Here is a 16,723-nt window from a genome sequence, read left to right as displayed (position 1 = left end):
TGTAGCCGCATCAGTGTGGCAATCGACGAACAAAGATACCCCGGCCCGAGCAGCAGTCAGCGACGCCGGTCCGTACAGGGGGTCAAACGACGTATGCCGCAAGGCGAGTTCCGAAGTCAGCCTCCGGAACCACGCCCTGCGGCACACGAACCATGCGGTTCAGCTTCAGGCAGACGCGCCCAGGTTGGTCGAGCCGCCAGCGGCCTCGATCTTCTCCTTGGCGGACGCCGAGAACTTGTCGGCGGTGACGTTGACGGCCACCGAGATCTCGCCGGTGCCGAGCACCTTGACGAGCTGGCCGCCGCGGACGGCGCCCTTGGACACGAGGTCCTCGACCGTCACGTCGCCACCGTCGGGGTAGAGAGCCGAGAGGCGGTCGAGGTTGACGACCTGGTACTCGGTCTTGAACGGGTTCTTGAAGCCGCGCAGCTTCGGCAGACGCATGTGGAGGGGGGTCGAGCCACCCTCGAAGCGCTCCGGAACCTGGTAGCGGGCCTTGGAGCCCTTGGTACCGCGACCGGCGGTCTTGCCCTTGGAGCCCTCACCACGACCGACACGGGTCCTGGCGGTCTTGGCGCCGGGGGCCGGACGCAGGTGGTGGACCTTGAGAGCGGTGCCCTCGGTCTTGGCCTGCTGTGACTTGGAATCAGCCATGATCACTCAACCTCCTCGACGGCAACGAGGTGCGTCACCGTCTTGACCATCCCGCGGATCTCGGGACGGTCCTCCTTGACGACGACGTCGCCAATGCGCTTGAGACCGAGGCTGCGCAGCGTGTCGCGCTGGTTCTGCTTGCCGCCGATCTCCGAACGGGTCTGGGTCACCTTGAGTCGAGCCATCACGCACCAGCCTTGGCTGCGTCACGGGCCTCGGCGATGCCGGCGGCCTGGGCACGCAGCATCGCAGCGGGGGCAACCTGGTCCACCGGCAGACCGCGGCGGGCAGCCACGGACTCCGGACGCTCGAGCTCCTTGAGAGCCTGAACGGTCGCGTGGACGATGTTGATCGCGTTGGACGAACCGAGGCTCTTCGAGAGCACGTCGTGGACGCCTGCACACTCGAGCACCGCACGCACCGGGCCACCGGCGATGACACCGGTACCGGGGCTGGCGGGACGGAGCATGACGACACCGGCTGCGGCCTCACCCTGCACGGGGTGCGGGATGGTGCCCTGGATGCGCGGGACCTTGAAGAACTCCTTCTTGGCCTCCTCGACACCCTTGGCGATCGCGGCGGGAACTTCCTTGGCCTTGCCGTAGCCGACGCCCACGGTGCCGTCACCGTCGCCGACGACGACGAGAGCGGTGAAGCTGAAGCGACGACCACCCTTGACGACCTTGGAGACACGGTTGATGGTCACGACGCGCTCGAGATACTGGCTCTTCTCGGCTTCGCGGCCACCGCCGCGACGGTCGTCGCCACGGCCACCGCGACGGTCGCCGCCACGGTTGTCGCTGCGGTTGTCGCCGCCGGCAGAAGCGGGACCGGTGCCTCGACGCTGGGGTCCTGGCATCAGATGTTCCTCATTTCAACACTGGTCTGGGAAAGCATGTGGGTCACAGCGACAGCCCACCCTCGCGGGCGCCGTCGGCGATGGCCGCGACGCGACCGTGGTACTTGTTGCCACCACGGTCGAAGACGACTGCCTCGACACCGGCTGCCTTGGCGCGCTCGGCGACGAGCTCGCCGACCTTCTTGGCCTTGGCGGTCTTGTCGCCCTCGAACGAGCGGACGTCGGCCTCCATGGTCGACGCCGACGCGACGGTCTTGCCCACGGTGTCGTCGACGACCTGGACGAAGACGTGACGCGAGGAGCGCGAGACGACGAGACGGGGACGAGCCGCCGTGCCCGCGACGTGCTTGCGGAGACGGATGTGGCGACGGCCGCGTGCGGCGACCTTGCCCTTGGCGCGCTTGATGATCATTGCCATGGCTTACTTACCAGCCTTTCCGACCTTGCGGCGGATGTGCTCGCCGGCGTAGCGCACGCCCTTGCCCTTGTACGGGTCGGGCTTGCGGAGCTTGCGAATGTTGGCGGCAACCTCACCGACGAGCTGCTTGTCGATGCCCTCGACCTGGAACCGGGTGGGGTTCTCGACGGTGAAGGTGATGCCTTGCGGCGGCTCGACCGTGATCGAGTGCGAGTAGCCGAGTGCGAACTCGAGCGAACCGCCCTTGTTCTGCACGCGGTAACCGGTGCCGTGGATCTCGAGCTTCTTGACGTAGCCCTCGGTGACACCGAGAACCATGTTGTTGATGAGCGAGCGGGTCAGGCCGTGCAGCGAGCGCGACTCGCGCTCGTCGTTCGGCCGAGACACCTGGACCTCGCCATCGCTTTTCTCAACCGTGATGGGCTGAGCCACCGTGTGTGCGAGCTCGCCCTTGGGACCCTTGACCTTGACGGTCTGGCCCTCGACGTTGATCTCGACACCGGAGGGGATGGCAACCGGAAGACGTCCGATGCGCGACATGTCAGATCCCCTTACCAGATGTAGGCGAGGACTTCCCCACCCACACCCTTGCTAGCGGCCTGCCGGTCAGTGAGCAGACCGGACGACGTCGAGATGATGGCAACACCGAGACCACCGAGGACCTTGGGCAGGTTGGTGGACTTGGCGTAGACGCGCAGTCCGGGCTTGGACACGCGGCGCACACCCGCGATGGAACGCTCGCGGTTGGGGCCGTACTTGAGGTTGATCGTCAAGGTCTTGCCGACCTCGGCGTCCTCGACGGTCCAGCCGGCGATGTAACCCTCGGCCTCGAGGATCTCCGCGATGTGCGACTTGAGCTTGCTGAACGGCATGGCAACCGTGTCCTTGTGCGCCGAGTTGGCGTTCCGGACGCGGGTCAGCATGTCCGCAATCGGGTCAGTCATTGTCATTGGGCTTCTCCGCCCTTCTCACCGTGGTTTCATCCGGGGCTGTTGCTCCGGCTGACCTTCGATGTAGATGGTCTTGGGGTAGGCCGCGTGCTGCGGCGGGGGAGGATCGCAGCGGGACAGGGCCCCGCGGCATACCTCGGTTCAGTTCTGGAACTGGGTCACCAGGAAGACTTGGTCACACCGGGAAGCTCGCCACGGTGGGCCATCTCCCGGAGGCAGATCCGGCACAGGCCGAACTTGCGGTAGACCGAGTGGGGACGGCCGCAGCGCTGGCAGCGCGTGTAGCCGCGCACCTTGAACTTCGGCTTCTTGTTCGCCTTGTTGACAAGAGCGGTCTTGGCCATGTCAGTTCTCCTTGAAGGGCATGCCGAGCGCCTTGAGCAGCGCGCGTCCCTCGTCGTCGTTCGTCGCCGTGGTGACGATGGTGATGTCCATGCCCCGCACGCGGTCGATCTTGTCCTGGTCGATCTCGTGGAACATCGACTGCTCCGTGAGGCCGAAGGTGTAGTTGCCGCGACCGTCGAACTGCTTGGGGCTCATGCCACGGAAGTCACGGATGCGGGGAAGCGCGACCGAGATGAGGCGGTCGAGGAACTCCCACATGCGGTCGCCACGCAGCGTGGTGTGCGTGCCGATCGGCATGCCCTCACGCAGCTTGAACTGGGCGATGGACTTGCGCGCCTTGGTGACGACCGGCTTCTGGCCGGTGATCGCCGTGAGGTCGCGAACCGCGCCCTCGATGAGCTTGCTGTCCTTGGCCGCGTCGCCGACACCCATGTTGACGACGACCTTGACGACGCCGGGAACCTGCATGACGTTGGCGTAGCCGAACTGCTCGAGCAGGGCCGAGCGGATCTCGTCCGCGTAGCGCTGCTTGAGGCGGGGCGAAGCCGTGGTGGTGGTTTCGGTCATGAGGCTCACAGGTCCTTGCCCGAGCGCACGCCGACGCGGGTCCGGACGGCCTTCTGGCGTCCGTCACGCTCGACGGTCTCGACGCGGGTCTTGGTACGGGTCGGCTTCTTGTCGGACGGGTCGACGACCTGCACGTTGCTCACGTGGATCGGCGCCTCCTGCACGACGAGGCCACCGGTCTGGCTGCCACGGGCAGTCTGGCCGGCCTTGGTGTGACGGGTGACGCGGTTGACGCCCTCGACGAGGACACGGTCGTTCTCGCGGTAGACCGCGATGACCTTGCCGGTCGAACCCTTATCCTTGCCGGTGAGCACCTGGACGGTGTCACCCTTCTTGATGCGGAACTTCGCCATGGCTCAGAGCACCTCCGGCGCCAGCGAGATGATCTTCATGAACTTCTTGTCGCGAAGCTCACGGCCCACCGGGCCGAAGATGCGGGTACCACGGGGGTCACCGTCGGTCTTGAGGATCACTGCGGCGTTCTCATCGAACTTGATGTAGGAACCGTCTGCGCGACGGCGCTCCTTCTTGGTGCGGACGATGACCGCCTTGACGACGTCGCCCTTCTTGACGTTGCCACCGGGGATGGCGTCCTTCACCGTGGCGACGATGGTGTCGCCAATACCGGCATACCGGCGACCCGAGCCACCGAGAACACGGATGCACAAGATTTCCTTGGCACCGGTGTTGTCGGCGACGCGCACTCGCGACTCCTGCTGGATCACTTATCTGTCTCCTATACGTCGTGCTGGTTCTCTGCGTCAGGGCAGAGCCTGGCCGAACTGGGGCTTACTTGGCCTTCTCGAGGACCTCGACCAGGCGCCAGCGCTTGGTCGCCGAGAGCGGACGGGTCTCCATGATGAGGACGCGGTCACCGATGCCGGCGACGTTCTCCTCGTCGTGCGCCTTGACCTTGCTGGAACGACGCAGGACCTTGCCGTACAGGGCGTGCTTGACGCGGTCCTCGACCTCGACGACGACGGTCTTGTCCATCTTGTCGCTGACGACGTAGCCCTGGCGGGTCTTGCGGTAGTTCCGAGCGGTCTCGGTCTGCTCGGCAGTCACGTTCTCGTCCTTCACGTTCTCACTCACTTGGTGTCCTCCGACTTCGCCGGGGCGGAACCGATGCCGAGCTCGCGCTCACGCATCTCGGTGTAGATCCGGGCGATGTCCTTGCGGACGGCGCGGAGTCGACCGTGGTTGTCGAGCTGACCGGTTGCGGACTGGAACCGCAGGTTGAACAGCTCCTCCTTGGCCTTGCGCAGCTCGTCGACAAGACGGTCGTCGTCGAGACCACGAAGCTCCTTGGAGATCAGGTCCTTGGAACCGACTGCCATCAGAAGTCACCACCCTCACGCTGGACGAAGCGGCACTTCATCGGCAGCTTGTGCATGGCCAGGCGCATTGCTTCGCGCGCGACCTCCTCGGACACACCGGAGATCTCGAACATGATGCGTCCGGGCTTGACGTTGGCGATCCACCACTCGGGCGAACCCTTACCGGAACCCATGCGGGTCTCAGCCGGCTTCTTGGTCAGCGGGCGGTCGGGGTAGATGTTGATCCACACCTTGCCGCCACGCTTCATGTAGCGAGTCATCGCGATACGCGCGGACTCGATCTGTCGGTTGGTGACGTATGCCGGCTCGAGAGCCTGGAGGCCGTAGTCACCGAAGGCGATGGTCGTCCCACCCTTGGCAGCGCCCGAGCGACCCGGGTGGTGCTGCTTGCGGTGCTTGACGCGACGGGGAATCAACATCAGCTGGACGCTCCCTCTGGGGTCGTCGCCGGGGCCTGGGCCTCGGCGGGCGCCTCGGCGGTCTGGGCCTGGGGGGCGTCCTGACGGTCGCCGCGACGAGCGCGGGCGGGACGGTCAGCACCGTCGCGACGGGGGCCGCGACCCTGGCGAGGCGCGGTGGCCTGCTGGGCAGCGAGCTCACGCGCGGTGAGGTCACCCTTGTAGATCCAGACCTTCACGCCGATGCGGCCGAAGGTGGTGCGGGCCTCGTAGAAGCCCACGTCGATGTTCGCGCGGAGGGTGTGCAGCGGCACGCGACCCTCGCGGTAGAACTCGGTACGGGACATCTCGGCGCCGCCGAGACGGCCGGAGACCTGGACGCGGATGCCCTTGGCACCGGCGCGGGTCGCCGACTGCATGCTCTTGCGCATGGCGCGACGGAACGAGACGCGAGCAGAGAGCTGCTCGGCGACGCCCTGGGCGACGAGCTGGGCATCGGTCTCGGGGTTCTTGACCTCGAGGATGTTCAGCTGCACCTGCTTGCCCGTGAGCTTCTCGAGCTCGCCGCGGATGCGGTCGGCCTCGGCGCCACGGCGACCGATGACGATGCCGGGACGCGCCGTGTGGATGTCCACGCGGACGCGGTCACGGGTGCGCTCGATCTCGACCTTGGAGATGCCGGCTCGCTCCATGCCCTCGGACATGAGCTTGCGGATGGCGACGTCCTCCTTGACGTAGTCGCGGTAGCGCTGACCCTCCTTGGTGGAGTCAGCGAACCAGCGGCTGCGGTGCTCGGACGTGATACCCAGACGGAAGCCGTGCGGGTTGACCTTCTGACCCATTAGCGGTTGCCTCCCTTGCTGGGCTTGGGCGCGACGACCACGGTGATGTGGCTCGTGCGCTTGTTGATGCGTGATGCGCGACCCTGTGCGCGCGGACGGAAACGCTTCATCGTCGCGCCCTCGTCGACGTAGGCCGACGTGATGACGAGCTCGCGCTCGTCGAAGCGCTCGGCCGTCTTGTCGGCCTTGACGCGGGCGTTGGCGATGGCGCTCTCGAGCACCTTGAGGATCGGGTCGGACGCCGACTGCGGGGCGAAGCGCAGCGTGGCGATGGCCTCGCTGGCGTTCTTGCCGCGGATGAGGTCGATGATCCGACGCGCCTTCTGCGGGGTCACCCGGACGTGGCGGGCCTGGGCCCGTGACTCCAGGGTGACCTGTGCGGCGTTGTTCTCGGTCGTGGTGGCCATCAGCGGCGCCGGCCCTTCTTGTCGTCCTTCACGTGACCCTTGAAGGTGCGCGTGGGTGCGAACTCGCCGAGCTTGTGGCCGACCATCGACTCGGTGACGAACACCGGGACGTGCTTGCGGCCGTCGTGGACGGCGAGGGTGTGGCCGAGCATGTCCGGGCTGATGACCGAACGGCGCGACCAGGTCTTGATGACGTTCTTGGTGCCCGCTTCGTTCTGGACGTCCACCTTCTTCTGAAGGTGGTCGTCGATGAAGGGGCCCTTCTTCAAGCTACGAGGCATGTGTCAAAGGCTCCTTGTCAGCGCTTCTTGCCAGTGCGGCGTCGGCGGACGATCATCTTGTCGCTGGGCTTGCCGGGGCGGCGGGTGCGGCCCTCGGGCTTGCCCCAAGGGCTCACCGGGTGGCGTCCACCGGAGGTGCGGCCCTCGCCACCACCGTGGGGGTGGTCGACCGGGTTCATGACGACACCACGGACGGTCGGGCGCTTGCCCTTCCAGCGCATGCGGCCGGCCTTACCCCAGTTGATGTTGGACTGCTCGGCGTTGCCGACCTCACCGATCGTCGCGCGGCAACGCGCGTCGACGTTGCGGATCTCGCCGGACGGCATACGCAGCTGGGCGTAGGGACCGTCCTTGGCAACGAGCTGGACGCGGACGCCGGCCGAACGCGCGATCTTCGCGCCGCCACCGGGGCGGAGCTCGACGGCGTGGATGACCGTACCGGTCGGGATGTTGCGCAGCGGCAGGCTGTTGCCGGGCTTGATGTCCGCACCGGGACCGTTCTCGATGTTGGCGCCCTGCTCCAGACCCTTGGGGGCCAGGATGTAGCGCTTCTCACCGTCAGCGTAGTGCAGCAGTGCGATGCGGGCGGTGCGGTTGGGGTCGTACTCGATGTGAGCGACCTTGGCCGGCACGCCGTCCTTGTCGTGGCGACGGAAGTCGATGAGTCGGTAGGCGCGCTTGTGGCCACCACCGATGTGACGCGTCGTGATGCGGCCGTTGTTGTTGCGGCCACCGCTCTTGGTGAGCGGTCGCACGAGCGACTTCTCAGGCGTGGAGCGCGTGACCTCGACGAAGTCGGCGACGCTGGAGCCGCGACGGCCAGGCGTCGTCGGCTTGTACTTGCGGATACCCATGTCGTGTTTCCTTAAGTTCCTCAGTCGTCTCTCAGGCGCCGGCGCTGCCGAAGATGTCGATCGTGCCCTCGCGGAGGGTGACGATCGCGCGCTTGGTGTCCTTGCGCTTGCCCAGGCCGAAACGCGTGCGACGCGTCTTGCCCTTGCGGTTGAGCGTGTGGACGGAGTCGACCTTGACGTTGAAGATCTGCTCGACGGCGATCTTGATCTCGGTCTTGTTCGAACGGGGGTCGACGATGAAGGTGTACTTGCCCTCGTCGAGCAGCCCGTAGGACTTCTCGGACACGACCGGTGCGATCAGGATGTCGCGGGGGTTCTTGCCCGTGGTTGCGGAGCTCACTTGCCCTCCTCCTCGGAGATCTGCTGGGCGGCCTCGCCACCGGCCGGGACGAACCCGGCAGCCTTGGCGGCGTCCGCGGTGCGGAACCAGACCTCGGCGTCCGTGGCGTCGTACCAGCGCGAACCGGGCACGTGGTACTTCATCGAGTCCTTGTTGCCCTTGACGTCGAAGCCCGCGGGAGCGGACCCGTCCTCGAGGGCGGCGGCGCTGTCGGGGCCGAAGCCACCGTCGGCCTCGGCGACCGCGGCCGGCTTCTCGGCCTTGGCAGCCTTGGCGGGCTTGTCGGCCTTGGCGGGCTTGTCGGCCTTCGCAGCCTTGTCGGCCTTGGGCGCCGGAGCGGCCTCGGTGACGACGGCGGCGTCGAGCGACGCGACGGTCGCGGTCGGGCCGGCGATGAAGGCGTCGAGCGCGGCCTGCGTGAAGACCACGTCGTCGGCGCACAGCACGTCGTACGTGTTGAGCTGGTCGACGGCGATGACGTGGAGGTTCTCGAGGTTGCGCACCGACTTCATCGACACGATGTCGCTGCGGTCCAGGACGACGAGCATGTTCTTGCGCTCGGTCAGGCCCGCGAGCAGCGCGACGGCGTCCTTGGTGGACGGGGCGTCACCCGTCACCAGCGAGGTGACGACGTGGATGCGGCCGTTGCGGGCGCGGTCCGAGAGGGCGCCGCGCAGGGCAGCGGCCTTCATCTTCTTGGGGGTGCGCTGCGCGTAGTCGCGAGGCGTCGGTCCGTGGACCACGCCACCGCCGGTCCAGTGCGGCGCGCGGGTCGAGCCCGCACGGGCGCGACCAGTGCCCTTCTGGCGGTGCGGCTTGCGTCCACCACCGCGGACCTCGCCGCGGGACTTGGTCGAGTGCGTGCCCTGACGCGCGGCGGCGAGCTGGGCGACGACGACCTGGTGGATGAGCGGGATGTTGGTCTGCACGTCGAAGATCTCGGCGGGCAGCTCGGCGTTCACGGTGTTGGCGGCCATTGAGGTCACGCTCCCTTCACGGCGTTGCGGACGAGGACGACCGCACCGCGGGGACCGGGGACGGCGCCCTTGACGAGCAGCAGGCCCTTGTCGGCGTCCACAGCGTGGATCGTGAGGTTCTGGGTGGTCTGGCGCACGCCACCCATGCGGCCGGCCATGCGCATGCCCTTGAAGACACGACCCGGGGTGGCGCAGCCACCGATCGAGCCCGGCTTGCGGTGGTTCTTGTGCGCACCGTGCGAGGACGAGACGCCGTGGAAGCCGTGACGCTTCATGACACCGGCGAAGCCCTTGCCCTTGGTGGTGCCGGAGACGTCGACGGCCGTGCCGGCCTCGAACGTCGCGGCGGTGAGCTCCTGGCCCAGCGAGTACTCGCCGGCGTCCGCGGTGCGGAGCTCGACGATGTGGCGGCGCGGCGTGACGCCGGCCTTCTCGAAGTGGCCGGTGAGCGGCTTGGTCACCTTGCGCGGGTCGATCGCACCGAAGGCGATCTGCACGGCGGCGTAGCCATCCGTCTCGGCGTTGCGCACCTGCGTCACGACGCAGGGGCCAGCCTCGATGACGGTGACGGGGACGAGCTTGTTGTCGGCGTCCCACACCTGGGTCATGCCGAGCTTCTTGCCCAGCACACCCTTCACGGTCTTGGTTGCAATGTCAGTCATCAGTCAACCCTCAGAGCTTGATCTCGATGTTGACGTCAGCCGGCAGATCGAGACGCATCAGCGAGTCGACGGCCTTGGGCGTCGGGTCGATGATGTCGATGAGGCGCTTGTGCGTGCGCATCTCGAAGTGCTCGCGGCTGTCCTTGTACTTGTGCGGCGAACGGATGACCACGAAGACGTTCTTCTCCGTGGGCAGCGGCACAGGGCCGACCACCGTTGCGCCGGCACGGGTCACCGTGTCGACGATCTTCCGCGCCGAGTTGTCGATGACCTCGTGGTCATACGACTTCAAGCGGATGCGGATCTTCTGTCCCGCCATCTTGGCTTCCGTCTCTCTCTCGCCGTCTTCTTACTTCTGTCTCAGGTCGGTTCTGGCTCCGACCCCCGAGGTCGGGCGTGTCGCGCCCGCTCCGCAGTCCAACGGCATACGCGATCTCGCGCCTGTCCGTCGGTTGGATCGAAACTCCGGTGAACCGGAGCTGCTCGTGCCTGCCGTGTGTCGCCCCGGCGCTGGCCGGTTCGGTGTGTTCTCACGTGCAGTGGCGGTACGTGTCTCCTCGAGTTTTCGAGGGGACGGCATCCCGCACCAAGCAACCTGACAAGTGTGCCAGAGGCGGGGGCGACCTACCAAATCGAGGCGGGAGCGGACGGCATACCGGCACCGGTGGCGCGTCGCCCGCCCTCCCCCTCGAGGCACGACGGAGCCCCCGCGGCTCCCTGTCCCGCGAGGGCTCTGTCGTGCGTGGGGCGTCGGTCAGCGGGGGCCGCCGCCGAGGACTCCGGCGTCGAACGCCTTGAGCACCGACGCCTTGTCCGCGGCGGTGAGCTGGCCCGCCTTGACCGCGGCGTCGATCCGCTCCCCCAGCTGCGTGCGGTGCTCTGCCTCGTGGGCGCTGCGCACCGTCTGCAGGGCCGCCGTGAGCTTGGCCTGCGTCACCCCGAGCTCCTTGGCCAGGGCGGTGACGTATGCCGTCTCGCGGGCCTCGCGGTCCGCCTCGCTCGGCGCGGTGCCCTCGGCCGGCTTCTCGGTCGGCCGGTTGGCCTCGCGCACCTTGGTGATGGCGGCCTCGACCTTGGCCTCGTCGAGTCCGAGCGCCTTGGCCAGGGCCGCGCCGTCGGCACCCTTCATACCACCGGGGCCGTGCCCGCGACCTCCGCGGTCGCCCAGGTCGCCGGGAGCGGCGGGAGTGCCGGGCTGCGCCGTCGAGGTCGACGAGCTCGGGGTGGGGGTCGGCGTGCTCTCGGCCAGGGCGGCGTTGGCGCCGAAGCCGGCGAGGGTGACGGCGGCGGCGCCGGCCACACCGGCGAGCACGCTGGTCGTGGTGATCCTGGGCATGAGGTGTGTCCTCTCGTGGCGGTCGACCCGGTCTGGCCGACCTTGCTCACTCCACAGTGGTGCGCCGATCTGGGGCGACCCCATGGCGAACCTGTCACGAACCTGTCAGGTTGCTCCCCGGCATGCGGAAGGGCCCCGCCTGCCGAAGCAGACGGGGCCCTTCTCGAATGCGTCAGTGACGCAGTCGGTCAACCAGTGATCACTTGGTGATCTTGGTGACGCGACCGGCGCCGACGGTCCGGCCACCCTCACGGATGGCGAACTTCAGGCCCTCTTCCATGGCGATCGGCTGGATGAGCTCGACCGACATCTCGGTGTTGTCACCGGGCATGACCATCTCGGTGCCCTCGGGCAGCGAGACGACGCCGGTGACGTCCGTGGTGCGGAAGTAGAACTGCGGGCGGTAGTTGTCGTAGAACGGCGTGTGACGGCCGCCCTCGTCCTTGGAGAGGATGACGACGTTGGCCTCGAAGTTCGTGTGCGGGGTGATGGAACCCGGCTTCACGATGACCTGGCCGCGCTCGACGTCCTCGCGCTTGATACCGCGGATGAGCAGACCGACGTTCTCGCCAGCGCGACCCTCGTCGAGGAGCTTGCGGAACATCTCGATGCCGGTGACGGTCGTCTTGGTGGCCGGACCCTCGTGGATGCCGACGATCTCGACGTCCTCGTTGACGGTCAGGACGCCACGCTCGATACGACCGGTGACGACGGTGCCACGACCGGTGATCGTGAAGACGTCCTCGACGGGCATGAGGAACGGCTTGTCGATGTCACGCTCGGGCTCCGGGATGGACTCGTCGACGGCGTCCATGAGCTCGATGACCGTCTGGCCCCACTCGGCGTCGCCCTCGAGCGCCTTGAGCGCCGAGACCTTGACCACGGGGACGTCGTCGCCCGGGAACTCGTAGGTGGACAGCAGCTCGCGGACCTCCATCTCGACGAGCTCGAGGATCTCCTCGTCGTCGACCATGTCGGCCTTGTTGAGCGCCACGACGATGTAGGGGACACCAACCTGGCGGGCCAGGATGATGTGCTCCTTGGTCTGCGGCATCGGGCCGTCAGTGGCGGCGACGACGAGAATCGCACCGTCCATCTGAGCAGCACCGGTGATCATGTTCTTGACGTAGTCCGCGTGACCGGGGCAGTCAACGTGCGCGTAGTGACGCTTCTCGGTCTGGTACTCGATGTGCGCGATGGAGATGGTGATACCGCGCTGCTTCTCCTCGGGCGCCTTGTCGATGTCGTCGAACGCGAACTGCGGGTTCAGGTCCGGGTACTTGTCGTGCAGGACCTTGGAGATCGCAGCCGTCAGCGTCGTCTTACCGTGGTCGATGTGACCAATGGTGCCGATGTTGACGTGCGGCTTGGTCCGCTCGAACTTTGCCTTCGCCACTTGGTGTCCTCCTCAGGACTCTTTGGTGAAACGCCTCACGACCGGGCAGGACGTGGCGTCGTACTTGGGGGTGGTGTTTCTGGAACTTTGGCGGTTGCCGTGTGCCAGATCCGGACCAGCGACCAGTCTAGCGGTCACTCGCCCCGGGTCTTGGCGATGATCTCTTCGGCGACGGACTTGGGAACCTCTGCGTAGGAGTCGAACTCCATCGAGTAGTTCGCCCGGCCCTGCGTCTTCGACCGGAGGTCTCCGACGTAACCGAACATCTCGGACAGCGGGACAAGGCCCTTGACGACCTTGGCACCGCTGATGTCCTCCATGGCCTGGATGTGGCCACGGCGGGAGTTGATGTCGCCGATGACGTCGCCCATGTACTCCTCGGGCGTACGCACCTCGACAGCCATCATCGGCTCGAGGATCACGGGGTCGGCCTTGCGGACGGCCTCCTTGAGCGCCATCGACCCAGCGATCTTGAACGCCATCTCCGAGGAGTCGACGTCGTGGTAGGCGCCGTCGAGCAGCGCGGCCTTGATGCCCACGAGCGGGTAGCCGGCGAGGACGCCGTACTGCATCGCGTCCTGGATACCGGCGTCCACCGACGGGATGTACTCGCGCGGGACGCGACCACCGGTGACCTTGTTCTCGAACTCGTACAGCTCACCGGACTCGGTGGTGTCGAGCGGCTCGAGGCGGATCTGGATCTTGGCGAACTGGCCCGACCCACCCGTCTGCTTCTTGTGGGTGTAGTCGTGCTTCTCGACCGTGCGACGGATGGTCTCGCGGTAGGCGACCTGCGGCTTGCCGACGTTGGCCTCGACCTTGAACTCGCGCTTCATGCGGTCCACGAGGATGTCGAGGTGGAGCTCGCCCATGCCGGCGATGATCGTCTGGCCCGTGTCCTCGTCGAGGTGGACCTGGAAGGTCGGGTCCTCGGCGGAGAGCTTCTGGATGGCCGTGGAGAGCTTCTCCTGGTCACCCTTGGTCTTGGGCTCGATGGCCACCTGGATCACCGGGTCCGGGAACGACATCGACTCGAGCACGATCTGCTGGTCGGGGTCGCTCAGGGTGTCACCGGTGGTGGTGTCCTTGAGACCGATCGCCGCGTAGATGTGGCCCGCGAGGGCCTCGTCCACGGGGTTCTCCTTGTTGGCGTGCATCTGGAAGAGCTTGCCGACGCGCTCCTTGCGGCCCTTGGTCGTGTTGACGACCGGGGAGCCCGCCGCGATGCGGCCGGAGTAGACGCGGATGAAGGTCAGCGTGCCGAAGAACGGGTGGCTGGCGACCTTGAACGCGAGGGCCGAGAACGGCTCGTCGCGGTCGGGCTTGCGCGTCATCGGGACGGTCTCGTCGCCGGCCTTGTGACCCACCATCGGGGGCACGTCGATCGGCGAGGGGAGGTAGTCGACGACCGCGTCGAGCATCGGCTGGACGCCACGGTTCTTGAACGCCGAGCCACACAGGATCGGGTACAGCGTGGAGGAGACGGTGAGGGCGCGGATGCCGGCCTTGATCTCGGCGACCGTGAGCTCCTCGCCACCGAGGTACTTCTCCATGAGGGCGTCGTCGGACTCGGCGACGCGCTCGATGAGGTGGTGGCGGTACTCCTCGGCCTTGGCCTGGAGGTCCGCGGGGATCTCCTGGACCTCGTACTTGGCACCCATGGTCACGTCGCCCTTGGCGTCGCCGGGCCACACGAGGGCACGCATCTCGACGAGGTCGACGACACCGATGAAGTCGTTCTCCGCGCCGATCGGCAGCTGGATGACGAGCGGCTCGGCGCCGAGGCGGTCCTTGATGGTCTGGACCGTGAAGTAGAAGTCCGCGCCGAGCTTGTCCATCTTGTTGACGAACGCGATGCGGGGGACGTCGTACTTGTCGGCCTGACGCCACACGGTCTCGGACTGGGGCTCGACGCCCTCCTTGCCGTCGAAGACGGCGACGGCGCCGTCGAGGACGCGCAGCGAGCGCTCGACCTCGACGGTGAAGTCGACGTGGCCGGGGGTGTCGATGATGTTGATCTGGTTGTCGCCCCAGAAGGAGGTCACGGCGGCAGACGTGATCGTGATGCCGCGCTCCTTCTCCTGCTCCATCCAGTCGGTCGTCGAGGCGCCGTCGTGCGTCTCGCCGATCTTGTGGTTGACGCCGGTGTAGAAGAGGATGCGCTCCGTCGTCGTCGTCTTGCCGGCGTCGATGTGCGCCATGATGCCGATGTTGCGGACCTTGGTCAGGTCCGTCAGGACGTCGAGTGCCACTCGGTTATCTCATCTCGCTCGTTGCGGAAGTTCTGCTGTGCGGTGCTGCGGTGGTGCTGTGTGGTGCGTGCAGTTCCAACGGAACTGCGGCCTCCGGTATGCCGGCCCTCGCGGTGGGCGTGGGTCCCACGTCCTGCGTGAGCCGGCACACCGGGACGTCACCAGCGGTAGTGCGCGAAGGCCCGGTTGGACTCGGCCATCTTGTGCGTGTCCTCGCGACGCTTGACTGCAGCGCCGAGGCCGTTGGAGGCGTCGAGGATCTCGTTCATGAGGCGCTCGGTCATCGTCTTCTCACGACGCTGACGCGAGTAGCCCACGAGCCAGCGCAGCGACAGCGTCACGGCGCGGTTGGGCTTGACCTCGATCGGGACCTGGTAGGTCGCACCGCCGACGCGGCGGGACTTGACCTCGAGGGTCGGCTTGATGTTGTCCAGCGCGCGCTTGAGCAGCAGCACGGGGTCGGTGCCGCTCTTCTCGCGGGCACCCTCGAGGGCGCCGTAGACGATCGTCTCGGCGATGGACTTCTTGCCGTCGAGGAGGATCTTGTTGACGAGCTGGGTCACGAGCGGGCTCTGGTAGACCGGGTCGATGACGAGGGGGCGCTTCGGAGCGGGGCCCTTACGAGGCATTACTTCTTCTCCTTCTTGGCGCCGTAACGGCTGCGAGCCTGCTTGCGGCCCTTGACACCCTGGGTGTCGAGCGAGCCGCGGATGATCTTGTAGCGGACGCCGGGAAGGTCCTTCACACGGCCACCGCGGACGAGCACGATGGAGTGCTCCTGGAGGTTGTGGCCCTCACCGGGGATGTAGGCCGTCACCTCGATGCCCGAGGTGAGCTTGACGCGCGCGACCTTGCGGAGCGCGGAGTTCGGCTTCTTGGGGGTGGTGGTGTACACACGCGTGCACACACCGCGGCGCTGCGGAGAGCCCTTGAGGGCAGGAGTGGTGACCTTGGTGGTCTTGTCCTGCCGGCCCTTGCGCACCAGCTGGTTGATGGTAGGCAACCTGGATCCTTTGTCTGTCTGGTCGATGTCACCGGCGGCTGCCGGGACTCCTTGTGTGTCCGGTGCTCGACCCCCGAGGTCGGGCGTGTCGCACCGGGTGCTTTCCCCTGCTCTCCCCTGCTCCATCCCGCGTCACAGCGAAGTGACTCGGTCGTGGTGAGGGGCGCCCGGCGAAAGGTGGGCGGCCAGCTCGGCACACCGCTCGGCGGTGTGGACCTGGCCAACGTCTGGGCCTAGCCAGACACGGTGATCAACGATACCGGTATGCCGTGAGTGCTCCAAATCGCGACGGCCGCCTCAGGCGTCGAGCCGCTCGAACGCGGGGGCGTAGCGGAACGGCCCGGCGAGCTCGGGGCGCCAGGCCCGCAGGGTCTTGACCTGGAAGTAGCGGTCCTTCCAGGGCCCGGGCGAGCCGATGCCCCGCTCGGACGCCGGCACGAAGCCGAAGTGGCCGTAGTAGTCCGGGTCCCCCAGCAGCACGATCGCCGCGTCACCCCGCTGCTCGGCCGAGGCGATGACCGAGGCCATGAGGGCGGCGCCGATGCCCTGCCGCTGCAGGTGCGGGGCGACGGCGATGGGGCCGAGGCCGACCGAGGGCCCCTCCCCCAGCGTCGCCGCGGAGCACAGCACGTGGCCGACGACCTCGCCGTCGAGCTCGGCGACGAAGGTCAGCTCCTCGAGCACGTCACCGTCACCGCGCAGCTCGTCGACGAGGCTGGACTCGACCGACCGCGCCGCGCCGTCGACCCGCTCGAAGGCGTCGTCGTGCAGGGCCGCGATCGCCGCGAAGTCCTCGGCACGCTCGCGCCGGATGATCATGTCGTCACGCATGGGGCAAGCCTCTC

At 67.1% G+C, this 16,723-nt stretch carries 27 protein-coding genes; all 27 read right to left on the bottom strand.

Features of this window, described 5'->3' with window-relative positions:
- Positions 1–165: 165 nt before the first annotated feature.
- Positions 166–654 carry a 50S ribosomal protein L15 gene (gene rplO, locus KLO01_RS10425; protein ID WP_147064768.1) on the bottom strand — a complete coding sequence of 163 codons (489 nt, stop codon included), beginning with the start codon at positions 652–654 and terminating at the stop codon, positions 166–168.
- Between the two features lie 2 nt (positions 655–656).
- Positions 657–839: a 50S ribosomal protein L30 gene (gene rpmD / locus KLO01_RS10420; protein ID WP_035931789.1), complete on the bottom strand. Its 183-nt coding sequence runs from the start codon at positions 837–839 to the stop codon at positions 657–659.
- Positions 839–1,513, bottom strand: coding sequence for a 30S ribosomal protein S5 (gene rpsE, locus KLO01_RS10415; RefSeq protein WP_147064766.1), 675 nt, complete (start codon positions 1,511–1,513; stop codon positions 839–841). The genes rpmD and rpsE overlap by 1 nt, the downstream gene beginning before the upstream one ends.
- 43 nt (positions 1,514–1,556) lie before the next feature.
- The gene (gene rplR, locus KLO01_RS10410; protein ID WP_275938376.1) at positions 1,557–1,931 is read right to left on the bottom strand and encodes a 50S ribosomal protein L18; all 375 of its coding nucleotides are present in this window, start codon (positions 1,929–1,931) and stop codon (positions 1,557–1,559) included.
- Positions 1,932–1,934: 3 nt separating this feature from the next.
- On the bottom strand, positions 1,935–2,471 hold the full coding sequence (gene rplF, locus KLO01_RS10405) for a 50S ribosomal protein L6 (RefSeq protein ID WP_147064764.1): 537 nt from the start codon (positions 2,469–2,471) through the stop codon (positions 1,935–1,937).
- An 11-nt stretch (positions 2,472–2,482) separates the two neighbouring features.
- Positions 2,483–2,881 carry a 30S ribosomal protein S8 gene (gene rpsH, locus KLO01_RS10400; RefSeq protein WP_147064762.1) on the bottom strand — a complete coding sequence of 133 codons (399 nt, stop codon included), beginning with the start codon at positions 2,879–2,881 and terminating at the stop codon, positions 2,483–2,485.
- 158 nt (positions 2,882–3,039) lie between these two features.
- A complete protein-coding gene (locus KLO01_RS10395; RefSeq protein WP_035902511.1) occupies positions 3,040–3,225 on the bottom strand; it encodes a type Z 30S ribosomal protein S14 in 186 nt (61 codons plus the stop codon).
- 1 nt (position 3,226) lies between these two features.
- Entirely contained in the window at positions 3,227–3,793 is a 567-nt protein-coding gene (gene rplE / locus KLO01_RS10390) for a 50S ribosomal protein L5 (protein ID WP_147064760.1), read from the bottom strand.
- Between the two features lie 5 nt (positions 3,794–3,798).
- On the bottom strand, positions 3,799–4,146 hold the full coding sequence (gene rplX / locus KLO01_RS10385; RefSeq protein WP_035946962.1) for a 50S ribosomal protein L24: 348 nt from the start codon (positions 4,144–4,146) through the stop codon (positions 3,799–3,801).
- 3 nt (positions 4,147–4,149) lie between these two features.
- Positions 4,150–4,518, bottom strand: a complete 369-nt coding sequence (gene rplN, locus KLO01_RS10380) for a 50S ribosomal protein L14 (RefSeq protein ID WP_035913313.1) — start codon at positions 4,516–4,518, stop codon at positions 4,150–4,152.
- A gap of 64 nt (positions 4,519–4,582) precedes the next feature.
- Positions 4,583–4,885: a 30S ribosomal protein S17 gene (gene rpsQ, locus KLO01_RS10375; RefSeq protein ID WP_275938375.1), complete on the bottom strand. Its 303-nt coding sequence runs from the start codon at positions 4,883–4,885 to the stop codon at positions 4,583–4,585.
- A complete protein-coding gene (rpmC, locus tag KLO01_RS10370; RefSeq protein ID WP_147064758.1) occupies positions 4,882–5,130 on the bottom strand; it encodes a 50S ribosomal protein L29 in 249 nt (82 codons plus the stop codon). Before rpmC ends, rpsQ begins: the two co-directional genes overlap by 4 nt.
- A complete protein-coding gene (rplP, locus tag KLO01_RS10365) occupies positions 5,130–5,549 on the bottom strand; it encodes a 50S ribosomal protein L16 (protein ID WP_009775958.1) in 420 nt (139 codons plus the stop codon). The genes rpmC and rplP overlap by 1 nt, the downstream gene beginning before the upstream one ends.
- On the bottom strand, positions 5,549–6,370 hold the full coding sequence (rpsC, locus tag KLO01_RS10360; protein WP_147064756.1) for a 30S ribosomal protein S3: 822 nt from the start codon (positions 6,368–6,370) through the stop codon (positions 5,549–5,551). The genes rplP and rpsC overlap by 1 nt, the downstream gene beginning before the upstream one ends.
- Complete coding sequence (gene rplV, locus KLO01_RS10355; RefSeq protein ID WP_147065245.1) at positions 6,370–6,738, bottom strand: 50S ribosomal protein L22; 369 nt, start codon at positions 6,736–6,738, stop codon at positions 6,370–6,372. Before rplV ends, rpsC begins: the two co-directional genes overlap by 1 nt.
- Positions 6,739–6,776: 38 nt before the next feature.
- Positions 6,777–7,058 carry a 30S ribosomal protein S19 gene (rpsS, locus tag KLO01_RS10350; protein ID WP_009775961.1) on the bottom strand — a complete coding sequence of 94 codons (282 nt, stop codon included), beginning with the start codon at positions 7,056–7,058 and terminating at the stop codon, positions 6,777–6,779.
- A gap of 17 nt (positions 7,059–7,075) precedes the next feature.
- Positions 7,076–7,912: a 50S ribosomal protein L2 gene (gene rplB, locus KLO01_RS10345; protein ID WP_147064754.1), complete on the bottom strand. Its 837-nt coding sequence runs from the start codon at positions 7,910–7,912 to the stop codon at positions 7,076–7,078.
- A 31-nt stretch (positions 7,913–7,943) separates the two neighbouring features.
- On the bottom strand, positions 7,944–8,252 hold the full coding sequence (gene rplW, locus KLO01_RS10340) for a 50S ribosomal protein L23 (RefSeq protein WP_147064751.1): 309 nt from the start codon (positions 8,250–8,252) through the stop codon (positions 7,944–7,946).
- Positions 8,249–9,229: a 50S ribosomal protein L4, sunset domain variant gene (rplD, locus tag KLO01_RS10335; RefSeq protein ID WP_147064749.1), complete on the bottom strand. Its 981-nt coding sequence runs from the start codon at positions 9,227–9,229 to the stop codon at positions 8,249–8,251. Before rplD ends, rplW begins: the two co-directional genes overlap by 4 nt.
- Positions 9,230–9,234: 5 nt before the next feature.
- Positions 9,235–9,891, bottom strand: a complete 657-nt coding sequence (gene rplC, locus KLO01_RS10330; RefSeq protein WP_186828003.1) for a 50S ribosomal protein L3 — start codon at positions 9,889–9,891, stop codon at positions 9,235–9,237.
- 10 nt (positions 9,892–9,901) lie between these two features.
- Positions 9,902–10,210 carry a 30S ribosomal protein S10 gene (rpsJ, locus tag KLO01_RS10325; protein WP_009775966.1) on the bottom strand — a complete coding sequence of 103 codons (309 nt, stop codon included), beginning with the start codon at positions 10,208–10,210 and terminating at the stop codon, positions 9,902–9,904.
- Positions 10,211–10,645: 435 nt separating this feature from the next.
- A complete protein-coding gene (locus KLO01_RS10320; protein ID WP_246136145.1) occupies positions 10,646–11,227 on the bottom strand; it encodes a hypothetical protein in 582 nt (193 codons plus the stop codon).
- Positions 11,228–11,426: 199 nt separating this feature from the next.
- On the bottom strand, positions 11,427–12,623 hold the full coding sequence (tuf, locus tag KLO01_RS10315; RefSeq protein ID WP_147064747.1) for an elongation factor Tu: 1,197 nt from the start codon (positions 12,621–12,623) through the stop codon (positions 11,427–11,429).
- 134 nt (positions 12,624–12,757) lie between these two features.
- Entirely contained in the window at positions 12,758–14,875 is a 2,118-nt protein-coding gene (fusA, locus tag KLO01_RS10310) for an elongation factor G (protein WP_147064745.1), read from the bottom strand.
- Positions 14,876–15,033: 158 nt separating this feature from the next.
- Positions 15,034–15,504 carry a 30S ribosomal protein S7 gene (rpsG, locus tag KLO01_RS10305; RefSeq protein ID WP_147064743.1) on the bottom strand — a complete coding sequence of 157 codons (471 nt, stop codon included), beginning with the start codon at positions 15,502–15,504 and terminating at the stop codon, positions 15,034–15,036.
- Entirely contained in the window at positions 15,504–15,878 is a 375-nt protein-coding gene (gene rpsL / locus KLO01_RS10300; protein ID WP_147064741.1) for a 30S ribosomal protein S12, read from the bottom strand. Before rpsL ends, rpsG begins: the two co-directional genes overlap by 1 nt.
- A gap of 297 nt (positions 15,879–16,175) precedes the next feature.
- Positions 16,176–16,709, bottom strand: coding sequence for a GNAT family N-acetyltransferase (locus KLO01_RS10295; protein WP_147064738.1), 534 nt, complete (start codon positions 16,707–16,709; stop codon positions 16,176–16,178).
- Positions 16,710–16,723 lie beyond the last annotated feature (14 nt).

It is taken from the genome of Knoellia locipacati, assembly GCF_007992835.1.
In the GTDB taxonomy this organism is placed as follows: Bacteria; Actinomycetota; Actinomycetes; order Actinomycetales; family Dermatophilaceae; genus Knoellia; species Knoellia locipacati.
Note: the sequence above shows the minus strand (reverse complement) of the source record. Positions and strands in the feature narration are given on the sequence as shown.